The sequence below is a fragment of the Pseudooceanicola atlanticus genome, assembly GCF_000768315.1.
GTDB lineage: Bacteria > Pseudomonadota > Alphaproteobacteria > Rhodobacterales > Rhodobacteraceae > Pseudooceanicola > Pseudooceanicola atlanticus.
This window is the reverse complement of sequence record NZ_AQQX01000007.1, coordinates 79,078-96,988: the sequence shown is the minus strand read 5'-3', so window position 1 is coordinate 96,988 and position 17,911 is coordinate 79,078. Positions and strand designations below refer to the sequence as shown.

16 protein-coding genes are annotated in these 17,911 nt (G+C 63.9%); 3 read left to right on the top strand and 13 right to left on the bottom strand.

Annotated features, from left to right (window positions below; all coding sequences use genetic code 11):
* Nucleotides 1–42 precede the first annotated feature (42 nt).
* From ATO9_RS15855 to ATO9_RS15820, 8 genes are all read right to left on the bottom strand, one after another.
* Entirely contained in the window at nt 43–1,569 is a 1,527-nt protein-coding gene (locus tag ATO9_RS15855) for a class I adenylate-forming enzyme family protein (RefSeq protein ID WP_043751346.1), read from the bottom strand.
* Between the two features lie 10 nt (nt 1,570–1,579).
* Nucleotides 1,580–2,920 (bottom strand): TRAP transporter large permease, encoded by a 1,341-nt coding sequence (locus ATO9_RS15850; RefSeq protein WP_043751343.1) that lies wholly within the window; start codon nt 2,918–2,920, stop codon nt 1,580–1,582.
* A gap of 15 nt (nt 2,921–2,935) precedes the next feature.
* Entirely contained in the window at nt 2,936–3,427 is a 492-nt protein-coding gene (locus ATO9_RS15845) for a TRAP transporter small permease (protein WP_043751340.1), read from the bottom strand.
* Between the two features lie 73 nt (nt 3,428–3,500).
* Nucleotides 3,501–4,559: a C4-dicarboxylate TRAP transporter substrate-binding protein gene (locus tag ATO9_RS15840; protein ID WP_043751337.1), complete on the bottom strand. Its 1,059-nt coding sequence runs from the start codon at nt 4,557–4,559 to the stop codon at nt 3,501–3,503.
* A 133-nt stretch (nt 4,560–4,692) separates the two neighbouring features.
* Complete coding sequence (locus tag ATO9_RS15835) at nt 4,693–5,670, bottom strand: NAD(P)H-dependent flavin oxidoreductase (protein WP_043751334.1); 978 nt, start codon at nt 5,668–5,670, stop codon at nt 4,693–4,695.
* A gap of 23 nt (nt 5,671–5,693) precedes the next feature.
* Nucleotides 5,694–6,848 (bottom strand): CaiB/BaiF CoA transferase family protein, encoded by a 1,155-nt coding sequence (locus ATO9_RS15830; protein ID WP_043751330.1) that lies wholly within the window; start codon nt 6,846–6,848, stop codon nt 5,694–5,696.
* A 60-nt stretch (nt 6,849–6,908) separates the two neighbouring features.
* Complete coding sequence (locus tag ATO9_RS15825) at nt 6,909–7,388, bottom strand: MarR family winged helix-turn-helix transcriptional regulator (protein WP_043751328.1); 480 nt, start codon at nt 7,386–7,388, stop codon at nt 6,909–6,911.
* A 70-nt stretch (nt 7,389–7,458) separates the two neighbouring features.
* Nucleotides 7,459–8,361 carry an SDR family NAD(P)-dependent oxidoreductase gene (locus ATO9_RS15820; RefSeq protein WP_043751325.1) on the bottom strand — a complete coding sequence of 301 codons (903 nt, stop codon included), beginning with the start codon at nt 8,359–8,361 and terminating at the stop codon, nt 7,459–7,461.
* 122 nt (nt 8,362–8,483) lie between these two features.
* Here ATO9_RS15820 and ATO9_RS15815 point away from each other — a divergent pair, with 122 nt between their 5' ends.
* From ATO9_RS15815 to ATO9_RS15805, 3 genes are read left to right on the top strand one after another with little or no spacing between them, the layout of a single operon-like run.
* On the top strand, nt 8,484–9,638 hold the full coding sequence (locus ATO9_RS15815) for an acyl-CoA dehydrogenase family protein (protein ID WP_043751324.1): 1,155 nt from the start codon (nt 8,484–8,486) through the stop codon (nt 9,636–9,638).
* Nucleotides 9,635–11,215, top strand: a complete 1,581-nt coding sequence (locus ATO9_RS15810; RefSeq protein WP_052418377.1) for a long-chain-fatty-acid--CoA ligase — start codon at nt 9,635–9,637, stop codon at nt 11,213–11,215. Before ATO9_RS15815 ends, ATO9_RS15810 begins: the two co-directional genes overlap by 4 nt.
* Entirely contained in the window at nt 11,212–12,009 is a 798-nt protein-coding gene (locus tag ATO9_RS15805; protein WP_043751321.1) for an enoyl-CoA hydratase/isomerase family protein, read from the top strand. The genes ATO9_RS15810 and ATO9_RS15805 overlap by 4 nt, the downstream gene beginning before the upstream one ends.
* 163 nt (nt 12,010–12,172) lie before the next feature.
* Here the strand turns inward: ATO9_RS15805 and ATO9_RS23915 are convergent, their stop codons facing one another.
* The 5 genes from ATO9_RS23915 to ATO9_RS15775 are packed head-to-tail and all read right to left on the bottom strand — an operon-like array spanning nt 12,173 to nt 17,867.
* Complete coding sequence (locus ATO9_RS23915; protein WP_081979611.1) at nt 12,173–14,626, bottom strand: CaiB/BaiF CoA-transferase family protein; 2,454 nt, start codon at nt 14,624–14,626, stop codon at nt 12,173–12,175.
* A 2-nt stretch (nt 14,627–14,628) separates the two neighbouring features.
* On the bottom strand, nt 14,629–15,417 hold the full coding sequence (locus ATO9_RS15790; protein ID WP_238318788.1) for an SDR family oxidoreductase: 789 nt from the start codon (nt 15,415–15,417) through the stop codon (nt 14,629–14,631).
* Entirely contained in the window at nt 15,414–16,559 is a 1,146-nt protein-coding gene (locus tag ATO9_RS15785; RefSeq protein WP_043751311.1) for a thiolase C-terminal domain-containing protein, read from the bottom strand. Before ATO9_RS15785 ends, ATO9_RS15790 begins: the two co-directional genes overlap by 4 nt.
* Nucleotides 16,556–16,963: a Zn-ribbon domain-containing OB-fold protein gene (locus tag ATO9_RS15780; protein WP_043751304.1), complete on the bottom strand. Its 408-nt coding sequence runs from the start codon at nt 16,961–16,963 to the stop codon at nt 16,556–16,558. The genes ATO9_RS15785 and ATO9_RS15780 overlap by 4 nt, the downstream gene beginning before the upstream one ends.
* A gap of 43 nt (nt 16,964–17,006) precedes the next feature.
* Nucleotides 17,007–17,867 (bottom strand): MaoC/PaaZ C-terminal domain-containing protein, encoded by an 861-nt coding sequence (locus ATO9_RS15775; protein ID WP_043751297.1) that lies wholly within the window; start codon nt 17,865–17,867, stop codon nt 17,007–17,009.
* Nucleotides 17,868–17,911 lie beyond the last annotated feature (44 nt).

The following is a 17,911-nucleotide window of genomic DNA, read 5'->3' as shown; positions in this document are numbered from 1 at the left end:
CACGGAGCCCCTGCCCTGTTCATCTCAGGCGGAATATGGACGTCAGGCCGCCTCATACTCCGCACGCAGGTCCTTCTTGAGGATCTTGCCGATATCACTGCGCGGCAACTCATCCCGCACCTCGATCTTCGAAATCCGCTGGGTCTTGCCCAAACGTGCGTTGGCGAATTCCAGCACCTCCTCTGCCGTGGCAGACGAACCGGAGGCCAGCACGACAAAGCCCAAGGGCGTCTCGCCCCAGGCGTCGCTCGGGATCGCGATCACCGCCGTATCGGTGACATCCGGGTGCTGGCGCAACACGGCTTCCAGATCGGCGGCATAGATGTTGAAACCGCCCGAGATGATCATGTCCTTCTTGCGATCCATCAGGTGCACGAAGCCGTCCTCGTCGATCCGGCCCATATCGCCCGAGCGGATGAAATCCTTGCCCTCCGCGTCGCGCCACAACAGTTCGGACGTCTTGTCGGGCAGGTTGTGATAGCCCTGCGTCATCGACGGGCCGCGCCCGACCAACTCGCCAAAGGAGCCTGCAGGCAGTTCATTGCCCTCCTCGTCGATCACACGCATGTCGACGCCGGCTCCGACGCGGCCGACCGTGTCCCATTTGTCCGGGAAGGCCTCGCAATTCAGGGCCGTCGAGATGCCCCCTTCGGTCATGCCATAGACCTCGATCAGGTTGCCGGGCCATTTCTCCATGACCTTGGCAATCAGTTTGCCCGGCAGCGGGGCGGAGGTCGAGAACTTGCAGCGATAGCTGCTCAGGTCGAACTCGTCGAAGCGCGGCTCTGCCATCAGGCGCATGTACTGCACCGGAACAAGGATCGCATGGGTCGGGCGGTGACGCTGGCTGAGGTCAAGGAACTCTAGCGTGTTGAACTTGGCCATCACGATCAGCGTAGCACCCAGCGAAAGCGCCGGCAGCATCCCGAACAGCGTGGTGTTCGAATAGATAGGGGTCGAGATCACCATCGTATCGTCGCCGGTCATCCCGAAATTCGTGATCCGGCGCAATTGCCGCGACCGGAATCGATGATCGTGCAGGATACCCTTGGGCAGCCCCGTGGTGCCCGAGGAATAGATGATGTTGAACAGATCGTCCGGCGCGACATCTGCGGGCGCGGCAGGCTCTGCATCCGCGGCCCAGTCGGTCACGGTTTCCATGCCGATCACCTGCTCGGCCCCCAGCCCTTCGGCCACCTGGCGCTGCGCGGCAGACGCAAACAGCAGGCGCGACCCGCTATCCTCGACCATCCGGGTCAACGCCTCGGGCGTGGCCGAGAACGGCAGCGGCACGATGCACGCCCCGGCTGCGACAACGGCACTGTAGAGGACGATATGCCCGATCGAGTTCTCGGCGAGCGAGGCAACATAGTGCCCCCTGCCGATCCCCTCGGCCCGCAACTTGCCGGCCACTTGCGCCACCATCGCGCCGAAGTCGGCCCAGGTCAGGCTGGTTTCGCCCAGGATGATCGCCGGCCTTTCGGCCTTGTCCCGCGCATTCGCCTGGATGGCCGCGCCGAAATCAAGGAAGGCCTCGTTTTCAACCTCGGGAGGTGTGAAGCGTTTCATGACGGCTCCTCTAGTTCATGGACATCGGCAGGTAGAGCGAGATCGCCGGCACCAGGATCAGGATCGCAAGCACCACGATGTCGATGCCTAGGAAGCGCCACAGACCCGAGAAGATCTTGCCGATCTCCACCTTGTCCTCCAGCACGCTGGCCAGGACAAAGACGTTCAGCCCCACCGGCGGCGTGATCAGCCCGATCTCGAGCAATTTGACGATCACCACGCCGAACCAGATCAGGTTCAGGCCATAGCTTTCGACCATCGGGATCATCAGCGGCAGCGTCAGCACCATGATCCCCACCGGGTCCAGGAACATGCCCAGGACAAGGTAGATCAGGCAGACGCAGAGGATGAAGAACCACACGCTGATCTCGGCATTGTCCAGCAGGCCGACCAGCGAGTTCGACAGACCCGTCAGGGCGATCAGCGCGACGAAGATCTTGGCACAGGCCGCGATGAAGAAGATCGCACCTGTCGTCGCCATGGTTTCACGCAGCAGCGGGATGATGTCCCGCACCTTGATCAGGCCGCGTGCAATGCCGAGGATCGTGGCGAACATCAGCGAAATCGCCGCCGCCTCGGTCGCGGTGAAGAACCCTCCATAGATGCCGCCGATGACAGTCAGGAACAGCAGAACGGCGGGCCAGCAGCGCAGGCCGACGATCATCCGCTGACGGAAGGGCACGATCTCGTCCGGGCGCGGGGCGATCTCCGGGCTGCGCTTGACCCACATGACCACGACCAGCGTGTACCCCAGCATCGAGATCACACCGGGCAGGAAGCCCGCCAGAAACAGCTGGCTGATCGAACTTTCGGTGAAGATGCCATAGATGATGAACAAGACCGACGGCGGGATCAGCGACCCCAGCGTACCACCCGCGGCGACCGATGCCGTGGCAAGGCGCGGATCGTAGTTCAATCGCATCATCTCGGGCGTACAGATCCGGCCCATGGTGGACGCACAGGCGATCGACGATCCCGAAATGGCCGAGAACCCGCCGCAGCCCGCGATGGAGGCGATGGCGACACCACCCGGCAGGCGCGACAGCCAGACGCGGGCCGCCTCGTAGATCTCGGTCGTGATGCCGGCCTTGTAGGCGATGTGCCCAAGGGCGATGAACAGTGGGATCATCGACAGGTCATAGCTGTGCACCAGGTCGAAGCTTGACGAAAAGGCCAGCGACAGCGTGGTCCAGAAGGCCCGCTCTGGCATGAAGGTGCCGGTGCGGAAGGCGAAGACCACGAAGATCGCGGTGACGGCGACCCCGCCAATCGCAAAGGAAATCGGGACGCGGATCGCCAGAAGAAAGATGACGGCCGCACAGGCGACATAGCCAACGGTTGCAAGGTCCATGACGGTTCTTTCGGCTTAAAGCGTTTCGGGGGCCGGCTGCCCGGTGATCGCGGCGCGGAGGTCGACCCAGAGCACATGCAGCAGGCGCAGTTCGAAGATGGCGATGGCCACCACGAACAGGGCGCGTCCGGGCCATTTGGGCCACATGAATTCACCGCCGTAATGCGCGTTCGAATTGAAGGTCTTCCAGAACTCCATCCAGCCCGCCATCAACAGCACGGTCGCGATCACCATTCCGATCAGGGCGGCAAAGACGGCGATCCAGCGTTTCAGCGGGGCGGGAAAGAAATTCGCGATCACGTCGATGGCGATGTGCCCGCGCGCGGCGGTGGCAGCAGCCAGCGGGAATAGGATTGCGGGGACCATCAGTTCCTGGACCATGACGATAATGTCCGGAACGCCGGTCATGATCACTTCGCGGGCCACGATGTTGGCCGTGATCAGGATACACAACAGCACGATGGACACAGCCGCCATCGTATCGAGGGCATGCTCGATGCGTTTCATGGGAATTCCCGTTCTGTCGGTGGGGCCAAATCAGATGCTCCGGCGCAGGGCGCGCCGGAGCGATTGGCGTGGATCAGCTGCGCTCCCAGGGGAGGCCCTCGGTCTCCATGACCTTGGTCCACTTGTCGATCAGCGCATAGAGCTCGGCCATCAGCGCGTCACCGTCGGAGCCGACGGCGCTCATGTCCGCTTTCCAGTTTTCGATGGACGGCTGGACCAGCTCCTGCATGCGGGCATATTCCGCATCCGTCAGCTCGATCAGATCGGCAGCATCTTCGCCGGTCGTCAGCTCTTCCATTGCCTCGATATCTGCGGTGACCAGTTCCTCACCGTAGAAGTTCATCGCATCGCGGCCGACCTGCTTGATCGTTTCCTGAACTTCGGGCGACAGACTGTCATAAGTGTCCTTGTTCATCACCGTCGCGAGGCTTGCGAGGCTGGAGAAATGCAGGTCGGTGACCGTGTCGGTCAGTTCGCTCAGCTTGGACGCCACCGCGTAGTAGGCATAGGTGACCGAGCACTCGACCAGACCGGTTTCCATGCCCTGGTAGACATCGTAGATCGGCATTGCAACAAGGTTGCCACCCAGTTCACCGAAGATGTCGGTCGATGCGCCGGTATGCGCGAACTTGGTGCCGGGAACGTCATCCAGCGACCGGATGCCATCGCCCGAGCACGCCATGATGCCGGGGGTCAGCGAGTAGGTCGAGATGTACTCGATGTTCATGTCTTCCATGCGCTGCTGGAGATGTTCGTTCGTCGTGAACAGCTCGTACATCGCCTGCATCATCACCCAGGGGTGCGCCGGCTTCAGCTGAAGGCCCGCCATCTGCAGTTCGGGGAATTCCGAAGCGGAATAGGCGCCGATGATGACACCCATGTCGGCCACGCCGAGGCCCAGCGACTGCAGCGCCGCGCTGGTCTTGAACAGGGCACCGCCCCAGTTCTGTTCGACGGTCACTTCGCCGTCGGTCCGCTCGGCAATCTGCTCCGCGATGTAGTTGACCGCCTGGGCGCGCACGCCACGGTTCGGTCCCGGCTCGTTTGCGATCAGCATGGTTTCTGCAACCGCCGGAATGGCCAGCGCGGACACCGATGCAGCAAGCAGAGCTCTCGTGATGGATTTCTTCATTTTGGTTCTCCTCCCTATTTCTCACTCCCCTTGCTGGGGGCGAGTCCTCTCTACATGTTAGGTAGCATGATAACTATTATCTAGCAATGTATTTGCAGGCTGCTTACCTATGTTTTGCGGGCGCTCCGCGATTTCAGTAGGCGGCCAGTTGTCCGTTCAGGCGCGTGCGCGCCGCGTCGAACTCACGCTTCAGCCGGGCGACAAGCTCGGCGGTCGGCACAACGTCTTCCACGGCACCGATTCCCTGGCCCGAACCCCATATCTCTTTCCAGCTCTTGGGTTTTTCCCGATCCTCGGCGAAGTTCATCTTGGACGGATCGGACCGTTCCAGCGCATCGGGGTCCATGCCGGCCGCCGCGATGGACGGCTTCAGGTAATTCCCCCAGACGCCGGTGAAGAGGTTGGAATACACGATATCGTCAGCACCGTTCTCCGCGATCATGCGCTTGTAACCCTCGACCGCGTTCGCCTCTTCGGTGGCGATGAAGGCCGACCCGGCATAGCCGCCATCCGCCCCCATGGCCAAGGCAGCGAGAATCGAGTCGCCCTTGGCAATCGCGCCGGACAGGTAGAGCGGCCCATCGAACCAGCTGCGGATCTCCTGGATCAACGCCAGCGGTGACAGCGCCCCGGCATGCCCCCCTGCCCCAGCAGCAACCGCGACCAGGCCATCGGCCCCTTTTTCGATCGCCTTGTGAGCGAACCGGTTGTTGATGACGTCATGCAGGACGATCCCGCCGCAGGAATGCGCGGCCTCGTTGACCTCTTCCCGCGCGCCGAGCGAGGTGATCCAGACCGGGACCTCGTGCTTCACGCACAGCTCGATATCGCGCTCCAGCCGACCGTTCGACTTGTGCACGATCTGGTTGACCGCATAGGGCGCGGCGGGGTTGTCGGGGTTCGCCTGGTTGTGACGATCCAGTTCCTCGCGGATGCGGGTCAGCCATTCGTCCAGGCTGTGCCCGTCCTTTTCCCGCGCATTCAGCGCCGGGAACGACCCGACGATGCCTGCCTTGCACTGGGCAATGACGAGGTCGGGGTTCGAGATAATGAAAAGCGGGCTGGCAATCAGCGGCAGTTTCAGGTTTTGCAGGATCGCAGGTGTGGTCATGAGGTCTCCTCCGCGCGGGTCCGTCAGGACACCACGCCCTCCTTGAACAGGGTTTCGATCTTCCCGGACGCCAGCCCGAGGGTTTCCAGAACGGTCCGACTGTCCGCGCCCGGTTGCGGCGGCGTCGAGGGCAGCGGCGTGTCCGAATGGGTGAAACGAGGGGCCGGCATCGGCTGAACGGGCCCGTCCGAGAATATGCCCCGCGCCTGGTTGTGCGGATGATCCGGCGCCTCGGCCATGCTGAGGACCGGGGCAAAACAGGCATCGGTGTCCTGCAACAGCGCGACCCAGTGATCCCGGGGCTGTGACAGGAAAATCTCGGTCAGACGCGCGCGCATCGCGGGCCATTGGCTGCGGTCGGCCCGGTCGCCCATGTCCTCAGCGGTCAGGCCCAGCTTGTCCAACAGGACCGCCCAGAATTGCGGCTCCAGAGAGCCGATGGTGACCCATTGCCCATCCGCGCATTCATAGACGCCGTACCACGGCACACCGCCATCCAGCGCGTTGGAGGCCCTTTCGTCGCGCCACACACCCATGGCGCGGCGGCTGTAGATCATCGCCATCAGTGCAGCGGTGCCATCGACAATCGCCGCATCGACCACGTCGCCCTTGCCGGTCCGCGCAACCTTCAGCAGGCCGGTGACCATCCCGAAGGCCAGGAACATGCCACCGCCGCCGAAATCGCCCAGCAGGTTCAGCGGGAAGGTCGGCGCCCGGTCGCCCTCGCCGCTGGCGTAAAGCGCGCCGGACAGGGCGATATAATTCAGGTCATGCCCCGCAGTCTTGGACACGGGCCCCTCCTGCCCCCAGCCGGTCATCCGGCCATAGACGAGGCGCGGGTTGCGCTCCAGGCAGACATCGGGCCCCAGCCCAAGGCGCTCCATGACGCCCGGACGGAAGCCTTCGATCAGCCCGTCCGCGCTTTCGATCAGCTCAAGCGCGAGGTCCAACGCGCCGGGTTTCTTCATGTTCAGCGCGATGGACTTGCGGCCCCGCGCAAGGAATTCCAGCTCATGCGCGCCCTGTCCGGTCGGCGACGCAGCGCCGGGCCGTTCGATCCGGATGATCTCCGCGCCCATGTCGGCCAGCATCATGCCGGCAAAGGGCCCCGGTCCAATTCCGGCGAATTCAATGATGCGCAGCCCCGCAAGCGGGGGCGCGGATGCGTCAGCAGGCATCGCACATGTCCTTTTTCGGAGGAAGGCCCGGCGGCGCCATCACAGGCGCCGAAACCGGGTTTATCTGTTGTTCAGGGCGGTCTTGAGGTTCTTCCGCATCCGCTGAAGCACACCGAGGGTCGTTGCCAGGTCCTCTGCCGGGATCCCGGCATTGGCGATCTCGTCGACCTCGAAGATCGTCTTGGTCAGCACCTTGACGAGCTCCTTGGCCTGCGGCGTCGCGTAGACCCGGTTGGACCGGCGGTCATCGGGGTCGGCGCGCCGCTCGACATAGCCGCGCGCCTCCAGCCGGTCGATCAGCTTGGACGTGGTCACGGTCGCCACTTCCAGCCGGTCCGCAAGCTCGGACTGTCGCAGTCCGTTCTCACGAACGAGATGGACCAGCACCCAGCCCTGCGACATGGTCATGTCATGCGGCTTGAGCATGAAGTCGAACAGGATCGCCCGGAACCGCGCAATGTCCTGGAAGACAGGATTGTTGTCTTCGCTCAGCGACGTCTGCTTTTGCGCGGTGGTGGCATCTTGTGTCACGATCAGCATACTCTTTCTTCGACCCGGCCATATTGACCGACCGGTAACCTACGGAATTCGCCCCTCTTCGCCAATACCGTTAAATCGGATCCCAGGTGAAAACATCGCCCGAACGTTCAAGATCGAAGAAGCTCGCCTTCATCGCAGGCAGGGCGTGATCGCGGACGGTTTCCGGCGTCCAGCCTTCGGACCGATGCACGGAGCGGATCGGGCGAGGCTGCGACATCAGGAAGATCTCGTTGTTGCGCACGCAGAAGATCTGGCCGGTGGTGTCGCAGGTCGGGTCCGCCAGCGCAACGCAGAGCGGCGCGATCTTGGCCGGCGTCATTTCCTTGATCCGTTCTACCCGGGCCTTTTCCGCTTCGGTCTTCGCGGGGATCGTGCCGATCAGGCGCGACCATGCGAAGGGCGCGATGCAGTTGGACCGCACATTGAACCGCGCCATGTCCAGCGCCAGCGACTTCGACAGGCCGACAATGCCCATCTTCGCAGCGGAGTAGTTCGCCTGCCCGAAATTGCCGATCAGACCGGAGGTCGAGGTGAAGTTGATGAAGCAGCCCGACGCCTGCATCTTGAACTGCTTGGCCACGGCCTGCGCCATGTTGAAGCTGCCCTTGAGGTGGACATCGATCACGCTGTCCCACTCCGCTTCGGTCATCTTGTGAAAGATCACGTCGCGCAGGATGCCCGCATTGTTGACGATGACGTCGATCGTGCCGAACTCGTCCATCGACTGTTCGTACATCGCGTTGGCATCTTCGATCTTGGCGACGTTGCCAAAGTTTGCCACCGCCTCGCCGCCCGCGGCCTTGATCTCGTTGACGACTTCTTCGGCCGGGGACGCATCTGCGCCTGCCCCGTCTGCCGCGCCACCAAGGTCGTTGACCACGACTTTCGCGCCCTTCGATGCCATCATCAATGCGATGTCGCGACCGATTCCACGACCCGCGCCAGTTACGACGACTGCCTTGCCTTCCAGCATGGTGTTCTCCTCCTCATGTTCTTCCCGACTTGTAATTAGCTTGATAAATGTTTGCAAGCTAATTATGAGGAAAGACAACCGACGGCACGGCAGCCGTCCGTTCTGAGGGAGGAGACGCCGCTATGTTCAAGCGTACAGTATTCAATGAAGACCACGAAATGTTCCGCGACCAGGTTCGCCGCTTCGTGGCCGAGGAAATCACACCCTACCACGCGCAATGGGAAAAAGACGGCCGCGTCAGCCGCGAGGCCTGGAAGAAGGCCGGCGAAAACGGCCTGCTCTGTGCCGCCATGCCCGAGGAATACGGCGGGGCCGGTGCGGATTTCCTGTTCTCCATGGTCGTCATGGAAGAGCTGTCCTCGGCCGGCGCCATGGGCCCGGGCTTTTCGCTGCATTCCGATATCGTCGCGCCCTATATCCTGCATTACGGCACCGATGAGCTGAAGAAGGAATGGCTGCCCAAGATGGCCGCCGGCGAGGCGATCGGCGCCATCGCCATGACCGAACCCGCCGCCGGGTCCGACGTGCAGGGCATCAAGACGACCGCGATCCGCGACGGCGACGACTATGTCATCAACGGGCAGAAGGTCTTCATCACCAATGGCGGCAATTGCGACATCCTTGTCCTCGCCTGCAAGACTGACCCGAGCCAAGGCGCCAAGGGCACCTCGCTGATCCTCGTCCCCGCCGACACGCCGGGCTTCCGCAAGGGGAACCAGCTGTTGGAAAAGGTCGGCTGGAAGGCGCAGGACACGGCCGAGCTGTTCTTCGACAATGTCCGCGTGCCTGCCGCGAACCTCATCGGGTCCGAAGGGCGCGGCTTCTACCAACTGATGGAACAACTGCCTCAGGAACGCCTGCTGCAATGCGTGCGCGCCACCTCCGCGCTCGAGGCCGCGCTGCAATGGACCGTCGATCACGTCACCGAACGCAAGGCCTTTGGCCAGACCATCGCCGACTTCCAGAACACCCGCTTCAAGCTGGCCGAGATCAAGGCCCAGTCCGTCATGCTGCGTGTCTTCACCGACAAATGTCTCGAGATGCACGTCGCCGGTGAACTCGATGCCGTGGATGCCGCCATGGGCAAGATGCTGACCTCCGAGGCCCTGTGCCGGTGCCTCGACGACCTGCTTCAGCTGTTCGGTGGCTACGGCTACATGTGGGAATACCCGATTGCCCGCGCCTGGGCCGATGCCCGCGTCGGCCGTATCGCCGGCGGCACCGGTGAGGTCATGCGCGAAATCATCGGTCGGTCGCTGCTTGGGGGGCGGAAATGAACCGCTTCCCCGACCTGATCCGGAAATACGCCTTCCGGACACCGCAGAAGAAGGCCACCCATTTCGAAGGGCGCGACTTCACCTATGCGCAGTTTCGCGACCGCATCCACGCCATGGGCCAGGCCCTGGTGGATCGCGGCGTGCAACCCGGCGATCGCGTCGCCTATCTGGGCCAGAACTCCCACTGGCTGGTCGAGATGTACTACGTCCCCTGCGTGGTGGGCGCGATGCTGGTGCCGCTGAACTACCGCCTGTCCGAGGACGAGATGGTCGACGTCATCGCGGATTGCACGCCCGAAGTGCTGGTCGTGGACCGGCATTTCGTGCCCCGTGCCGCCACGCTGATGGAGCGCTGTCCGTCGCTCAAGCACCTGATCTTTGCCGATTGGGACGACACGGCCCCCGGCCTGCCCGACGGCACGCCCAGCTATGACGCGCTGATCACGGCGGCGGGCCATGTGGCCGACGACGCCTTCGACGACCGCGCCAGCCACACCAACGACACGATGATCATCTTCTACACCTCCGGCACCACCGGCGTGCCGAAGGGGGTTATGCTCAGCCATGCCAACCTGCTGACCAACGCCACCGGCTCCGGTCACCTCTATGGTTACGTGGAAACCGATGTGCTGCTGCTGTCGGGGCCGCTCTTCCATCTTGGAACGGGCAGCCGCGTCTACACGGCCATCGCCTATGGCACGACCATGGTCATCCAGCCCCGGTTCGAGGTCGAGGACACGATGCGCATCATAGAGGATCAGCGCATCACCACGATGACCCTCGTGCCGACGATGCTGCGCATGATCATGGATCACCCGCGCTTCGGCGATTTCGACTTTTCCTCGATTCGCTGCCTGACCTACGGCGCGGCCCCGATGCCGGTGACGCTGATGGAACGCGCGATCGAGGCGATTCCCGGCGTCGTCTTCTGCCAGGGCTACGGGATGACGGAAACGTCTCCGGTCCTGACCGTGCTGACGCCCGCCGACCACGTGCCCGGCAACCCGATGATCGGCAAGCTCGGCTCGGTCGGGAAACCGGTCATCTATGCCGACCTGCGGATCGTGGACGAGAACGACACCCCCGTCCCCACCGGACAGCCGGGCGAGGTCATCATCCGCGGCCCCCAGGTCATGAACGGCTACTGGAACCGTCCCGAGGAAACCGCCGACGCGATGCGCGGCGGGTTCTACCACACGGGCGATGCGGGCTTTCTGGACGAGGACGGCTACCTCACGCTGGTCGGGCGCACGAAGGAGATGATCATTTCCGGCGGCGAAAACGTCTACCCGATCGAGACCGAGAACGCCCTGTCCAAGCATCCCGCCGTCGCACAGGCCGCCGTGATCGGCGTCCCGCACGAGAAATGGGGCGAAATGGTCTGTGCCGTCGTTGCCCTGCATGACGGGAAATCCGTGACCGGCGAAGAGCTTATCAAGTTCTGTCGCGAGAAGATCGCGGATTACAAGGCGCCCCGCAGCGTCAAGGTCTGGGACGGCGCCCTGCCCCTTTCCGCCACCAACAAGATCGACAAGAAGGCGATCAAATCCCAGCTCTTGCAGGAGGATCCGGCGTGACCGAGGCTCTGAAAATCACCCGTGACGGCGGTGTCGTCACCCTGACGATGAACGAACCGGCCTCGCGCAATGCCCTGTCGGATGCCATGCGCGAAGGCCTGTCCTCCGCGATCAATGACCTGACGGTCGACCCTGATGTCCAGGCTGTCATCCTGACCGGTTCGGGCGGCGTCTTCTGCGCCGGTGGCGATCTGAAAAAGATGCTGGCCAACCATAAGGCCGGGCTGGTCTCGGGGGCCGAGGATATCCTGCCCCGGATGAAACACCTGCATGGCTGGATCAAGCTTCTGCGCGACCTGCCGGTGCCGGTGATCGTCGCGGTGGACGGCCCGGCCTATGGCGCGGGCCTTGGCATCGCCCTGACCGGGGACATCATCCTGGCCTCTGACCGTGCCTCTTTCAACGCGTCCTTCTGCAAGGTCGGTGCGGTGCCGGATGGGAACCTCTTCTACTCCCTGCCCCGCATGGTCGGCCTGCAGCGCGCGCGAGAGATGTTCTATACCGGTCGCACCGTCGATGCCGAAGAGGCGCAGAGGATCGGCATCTGCATGGAGGTCCTGCCGCCCGACGATCTGCTGCCTCGCGCACAGGAAATGGCCCGCATGATGTGCGAGACCTCGCGCACAGCATTCGCCATGACCAAGACGATTTCTGGCCGGTCTCTCGACCTCGACAGCGAAGCGCTCCTCCAGCTCGAGGCGCAGGCGCAGTCCGTCTGCCTGGCCTCGGAATACCACAAGGATGCCATCGACCGCTTCACCAACAAGAAGCCGCCGCGGTTCGACTTCCGCTGATCCCACAATCAGATCGACACAGATGGCGGGCCACACGGTCCGCCATTTTTCGTTCCGCTGGTTTTTCGCCCCACTAACCGACCAGAAAAAAGCCGCCCCCGAAGGGACGGCCATGCCCGGCACGGGGGAGCCGGACGGGAGGAACCTTGTCGACAGGCCTATGTCAGGTCAGCACGCCTTCCGCCGCCAGCCGGTCGATTGCGGCCGCGTCCATACCCAGGAACCCTGACAACACGTCACGCGTGTCGCGGCCATATTCAGGTGCGGCGCGGCGCACCTCGGCCGGTGTCAGGCTCAGCTGGAACCGGCAGGCCTCGTGATGGGCGGGCGTACCGTCGGTGCGGGGGGAATTCTGGAAATGCCCCCAGGCCGCCAATTGCGGGTCCGCCGCCAGATCGGCCGGCGATGCCGCGACATAGGCCGCGACACCCTTGGCCTGCAACGTCGTTTCGACATCCTGCGCCTCGCGGTCCCTGCACCAGGCATTCAGCACTGCATCGATCTGCGCCTCGCCGGCCTTGCGGCCCTCCAGCGTCGCAAAGGACGGGTCCGACAGCGCGTCATCACCCACCACATCGCACAGCGCAGACCAGGCCGCATCGTCGTTGACCGAGATCGCGACCCAGGCGGTTTCCCCTTCGGGTGCGGCGCAGGGATAGCAGCCGTTTGGCGCCACCTGCGGATCGCGATTGCCATGGGCCACGGGGACCAGCCCCTTGGCCGACCAGCCGGCAAAGGCCTCCGCGATGAACTGCATTCCAGCCTCGGCCTGGCTGACATCGAGACGCCGCCCCTTGCCCGTCGACCGGCGCTCTTCCAGCGCGGCCATGAGAACGGGCAGCGCCAGGCGCGGTGCCACGAAATCGGTGTAGGGGCCATAGGGGCCGACCGGGTCCGCGCCTTCGCGCCCCGCCATGACCTGAAGCCCCGACATCGCGGCGCCGATATTGCCGAACCCGGCCAGCGCCGACCAAGGGCCGGACTGGCCCATCAGCGAGGTCGACAGCATGATGAGACCGGGGTTTTCGGCAGAAAGCGCCTCGTAGCCCAAGCCCCACTTGTCCATCTGGCCGGGGGCAAAGCTTTCGACCAGCACGTCGACCTTGCCCGCCATCGCCTTGACGATATCGCGCGCCTCGGCGCTGGACAGATCGAGCGTCACGCCATCCTTGCCCGCATTGCAATTCTCGTAAAGGCCCGAACGGTTCAGGTCCCGCACGCCTTCCGGGAAGGGTCCGGTCAGCCGTGCGACCTCGGGCTTCTTGGAGCTTTCGACGCGGATCACCCGCGCCCCGAAATCTGCCATGTTGCGCCCGATCATCGGGCCGGCGACGACCCAGGACAGATCCAGCACGGTGATATGATCCAGCGGACGGGCGACCTCGGCCGGTGTCGCTGCGGCGGGAAACGGCCCCTTGGCCGGGCTGGCCAGCCACTCGGCTTCGGCCTCTGTCCCACCCTCGCCGATCGCGGGCGCAGGTCGTAGCGGCGCGAACCCTTCGTCGAACCCAAGGGCCAGCTTACCCGGCAGATCCAGCGCACCGACACGCGTCAGGAACCCGCGCGCAGCCGCATGGGGGCTGTCGGACAGGTCGGCGACGGTCATGATCGGGGCCAGCATCAGGCGATGCTCCAGCGCCATCTCGACCGCTTCGCGCTTGGTCATGCCGGACAGGAAGGCCGCGACCTCCTGCCGGGCCTCCTCCATCTCTTCCTCGCTGACCTCATCATTCTCGATCCGCGGCGGCAGGGTGATCCAGTCCCAATCCGCGAATTTCGGCGAACAGACGCCGCGCGCCGACATCAACTTGAACAGGTTGTTGGTGAACCGCCCGGCGGCCGGACCAAGCGCCAGATGCATCTCGACCAGGCCGTCCTTGACCGGCCACTTGGACCGCTGCGTACGGGAGCCAGAGCCGGACAGGTCCAGCTCCTTCTTCTTTTTGGACTTCACCTCGGCGCGGAAGACGTAATTCGGGTGTCCGATCACGGTCGCCATCGACAGGCTCAGCGTGCATTGCGTGGCCGAGGCCTGGGCACTGGTCACCACCTGTTGCCCTCGCCCGCCCCGCCGCCGCGCCTCAAGCGCGACCATGACACCGCACAGCGCATCCGCCGCCGCATGGTGATAGGCCTGCGGCAGGCTGACCCGTGTCGGCACGCCCGCCTGGCTTTCCGTGGGCTTGAGCGGCCCACCGGATGCCCAGAGTGTCAGGTCACTGTCGGCATATCCCGCCTTCGGCCCGGTCAGGCCAAAGGGCGTCACGATGGAATGGATCACGCCCGGATTGGCTGCCAGCAACGCATCCGTCTCAAGAAAGGACATCCGCCCCGGCACGCCGCTTTCCAGCACGATATCCGCCGTCGCCGCCAGCGCCATCAGCCGGTCGCGATCCGCCGCGCGGTCCAGCACCAGCGATCGCCGTCCGGCGCCGTATGCGGCCCAGAAGAGCGACCCGCCATCGTCGTCGAAGGGCGCCATCCGGCGGCTATTCGTGCCGCCCGCATCTTCGACCTGAAGGACATCCGCCCCCATGATCGCCAGCATCCGCCCGGTGAGAACACCGCGCCAATCGGTCAGATCCAGGACCCGCAGGCCCTTCAGTGCTCCGGACATGTTCACTCCTCCAGGAATTGTCCCATTCGGGTCGGTGTCGGGTTCAGCGTCGTGCCCCCATCCACCGGGATCACCGTGCCGGTGATGTAGGTTGCCTTGTCAGAGGCGAGGAAGGCACAGAGGTCCGCGACCTCCTGCACCGTTCCCATGCGCCGCAACGGGACGGAATTGATCCGCTCCTCCACCGCTGCGGGGTCGGGAACTAGCCGCTTCTGCCCCTCTGTGCCATTGATCGGCCCGGGAGAGACAGAGTTCACGCGAATGCCCTTCGGCCCCCATTCCAGTGCCAGCGCGCGGGTCAGCATGTCGATGCCGGACTTGGCCGCACAGACATGTGCCTGCCCCACCATCGCGACACTGCCCTGCGGGGCAGAAAGGTTTATGATGCAGGCGCCGGGCTTCGTCAGATGCGGATAGGCTGCATGCATGACATGGTGGGTACCCAGCACGTCGATCTCCATCACCGCGCGGAACCCGTTCGAGCTGATATTCTCCGCCTTGGCCAGGAAGTTGCCTGCCGCACCCGATACAAGGATGTCGATCTGGCCGAACACTTCGGCGCAGCGGTCGAAGGCGGCTTTGACCTGATCGTATTGGCGCACGTCGGCGGACATGCCGTCGGCCTCCGCGCCCAGCTCCCGCAGGCCCGCCACCGCGGCATCGACCTTGGCCGGATCGCGCGAGATGACAAAGACCCGCGCCCCGGACCGCGCAAAATGCTGCGCGATCCCGAGGTTGATGCCGCTGGTGCCGCCAGAGACGAAAACGGTCTTGCCGGCGAATTCGGTCACCACTGATCCTCCGAGGTCATCACGACCGTGGCGGCGGCAGAGAACATGCCGCCAACGCCGTGCACGACCGACAACTTGGCATCTTCGACCTGTGCCGGAGAGACGCCGCGCATCTGTCGCACGCCTTCCTGCAGGGCATACATGCCGTACATGCCCGAATGCATGTAGCTCAGCCCGCCACCGTTGGTGTTCATCGGCAGCTTGCCACCCGGACGGGTGTTGCCCTCGGCGATGAAGGCCCCACCCTCACCCGGCTTGACGAAGCCCAAGTCTTCCAACCCGTAGATCGGGAGATGCGCGAAGGCATCGTAGACCATCAGGTGATCGACATCAGAATGGGTGATGCCCGCGCTTTCGAACGCCAGCTTGCCCGAGACGCGGAACGCCTTGGAGGACGAGAAGCTCTCCATTTGCGAGATCATCGGGCCTTCGGCGCTCTCGCCGCCCATGCCGCGCAGGTAGACGGGCTTGGTCGGGAAATCCTTGGCCCGGTCAGCCGACGTCAGGATCAACGCGCCGCCGCCGTCGGAGACAAGGCAGCACATCATCAGACGGAACGGATAGGCGATCATCTTGGAGTTCAGGACGTCGTCCACGGTAATGGGATCGCGCATGGTGGCACGAGGGTGGTGGGAGGCCCACTCTCGCTGCACCACGGCGACCATGGCCAGTTGTTCCTCGGTCAGGCCGTCATCCTTCATTTTGCGCATCACCGGGAGAGTGAAACGCGACGGCGGGAACAGGGGGCCATAGATGGATTCGAATTCGCGCTGCTGCATCGACGGGAACAGCGGACGGTGATCGCGGTTGTTCGACCGGCCGCTTTCGCCGTGGGTGATCAAGACCGTCTTGCACAGCCCCGTCTCGATGGCCGCCGCAGCATGGCGGACCAGCGTGATGAAGGAACAGCCGCCAACGGACGTGCCATCATACCATGTGGGCGTGATGCCGAGATACTGGATGATCTCGGCCACGTCATGACCGCCGGTCGCCACGCCGTCGATATCGGCCGGCGTCAGGCCGCATTCAGCCATGGCATTCAGGGCGGCATCGGCATGCAGGCCGGTCTGGCTCAGCTCCGGTACCTTGCCCATACGCGTGGTTTCGGCGGCGCCGACGATTGCGATACTTGCGCGGCTCATGCTGCACCTCCGGCGGGCTTGAACTGGGGAACGGCGATGTCGCCACGCTGCTCGAAGGTCACTTCCAGCGGCATGTCGAGGACCAGCGCCTCGGGATCGGCGGGACAGTCGAGGATATTGGCGACCATCTTCACGCCTTCCTCCAGCATCACGACGGCGACCGTGAACGGCGTCTCGTAGCCCGGTGCCGGCAGGTGGTTGATGATGTAGGAATAGAGCCGCCCCTTGCCGGAGGCCTCCTGCACCGTCACATCCCGCGACCCGCAGGTCGGGCAGAACGGCCGCGGCGGGAAATAAGCCTTGTCACAGGACGGGCAGCTCTGCAGCAGCAGCTTGCCCTCTTTCGCGCCGTCCCAGTAGAACTGCGTCTCGGCATAGATGGTCGGCAGCGGCCGGTCACTCATCTTTCATCTCCTCGGATTTTCGATAATTGGGTCGGGCCGGCCGTCAGCGCAGCCGGGCCAGACCGTTGTTCAGAACCACCACGTCCCGCTCCACGACGCGCGAGCGGAAGCTGATCCCGTCGCCTTGCGTCCACATCTCGGTCCGGATGGTTTCGCCGGGATAGACCGGCGAGGAAAACCGCAGTTGCAGGTGCGTCAGGGCGGTGAAATCGCCCTCTGCCAGCGCCTCGGTGATCGACCACGACGCCACGCCCAGCGTGCACAGCCCGTGCAGGATCGGGCGTTCGAACCCGGCCTGCTTGGCCACCGCCGGATCGGCATGCAACGGGTTGAAATCCCCCGACAGCCGGTAGACCAGCGCCGCGCCCTCGGGCGTCTTGAAATCGTAGAAGGTGTCGGGCTCGCCCTCGGGCATCTTGTGCACCGGGCGCACCGGATCGTCCGACCCGCCGAACCCACCATCGCCCCGCGCGAAAGAGGTGCTGACGATGGTCGCGATCTTCTCGCCAGTCGCCTTGTCGGTCATTTCCCGTTCGGAATAGATCAGCGCACCCTTGTCGGCTCCCTTGTCGACGATGCCGGTGATCCGGGTCCGACCTTCCAGCGTGCCCTTGGCAGGCAGCGGGGCGTGCAGCGTCAGGCTCTGTTCGCCATGCAGGATTTTCTGCCAGGTCAGGCCGGTATCCGGCTCCATCGCCCAGAAACCCGGATAGGTCAGCACGTTGACCATGGCCGGCAGGGCACCGAACCCCTCTGCCCGCTCGTAGGTCGCCCGCAGATGCGACGGCGACAACGGATCGGTCCCAAGGCCGAGACCGAGCGCGTAAAGGATGGTATCCTTCTCGGTGTAGGTATGTTCGACGACAGGAAATTCCCGCCGCATGAGCGCGTCGTAATCGATCATCTGGTCTCCTCCTCAGATTTCTTTTAAGTAGCTTGGTAACAGTT

Excerpts from the sequence above, each read along its gene's own strand:
- ATO9_RS15855 (WP_043751346.1), bottom strand. The coding sequence starts at position 1,569 with ATGAAACGCTTCACACCTCCCGAGGTTGAAAACGAGGCCTTCCTTGAT.
- ATO9_RS15850 (WP_043751343.1), bottom strand. The coding sequence starts at position 2,920 with ATGGACCTTGCAACCGTTGGCTATGTCGCCTGTGCGGCCGTCATCTTT.
- ATO9_RS15845 (WP_043751340.1), bottom strand. The coding sequence starts at position 3,427 with ATGAAACGCATCGAGCATGCCCTCGATACGATGGCGGCTGTGTCCATC.
- ATO9_RS15840 (WP_043751337.1), bottom strand. The coding sequence starts at position 4,559 with ATGAAGAAATCCATCACGAGAGCTCTGCTTGCTGCATCGGTGTCCGCG.
- ATO9_RS15835 (WP_043751334.1), bottom strand. The coding sequence starts at position 5,670 with ATGACCACACCTGCGATCCTGCAAAACCTGAAACTGCCGCTGATTGCC.
- ATO9_RS15830 (WP_043751330.1), bottom strand. The coding sequence starts at position 6,848 with ATGCCTGCTGACGCATCCGCGCCCCCGCTTGCGGGGCTGCGCATCATT.
- ATO9_RS15825 (WP_043751328.1), bottom strand. The coding sequence starts at position 7,388 with ATGCTGATCGTGACACAAGATGCCACCACCGCGCAAAAGCAGACGTCG.
- ATO9_RS15820 (WP_043751325.1), bottom strand. The coding sequence starts at position 8,361 with ATGCTGGAAGGCAAGGCAGTCGTCGTAACTGGCGCGGGTCGTGGAATC.
- ATO9_RS15815 (WP_043751324.1), top strand. The coding sequence starts at position 8,484 with ATGTTCAAGCGTACAGTATTCAATGAAGACCACGAAATGTTCCGCGAC.
- ATO9_RS15810 (WP_052418377.1), top strand. The coding sequence starts at position 9,635 with ATGAACCGCTTCCCCGACCTGATCCGGAAATACGCCTTCCGGACACCG.
- ATO9_RS23915 (WP_081979611.1), bottom strand. The coding sequence starts at position 14,626 with ATGTCCGGAGCACTGAAGGGCCTGCGGGTCCTGGATCTGACCGATTGG.
- ATO9_RS15785 (WP_043751311.1), bottom strand. The coding sequence starts at position 16,559 with ATGAGCCGCGCAAGTATCGCAATCGTCGGCGCCGCCGAAACCACGCGT.
- ATO9_RS15780 (WP_043751304.1), bottom strand. The coding sequence starts at position 16,963 with ATGAGTGACCGGCCGCTGCCGACCATCTATGCCGAGACGCAGTTCTAC.
- ATO9_RS15775 (WP_043751297.1), bottom strand. The coding sequence starts at position 17,867 with ATGATCGATTACGACGCGCTCATGCGGCGGGAATTTCCTGTCGTCGAA.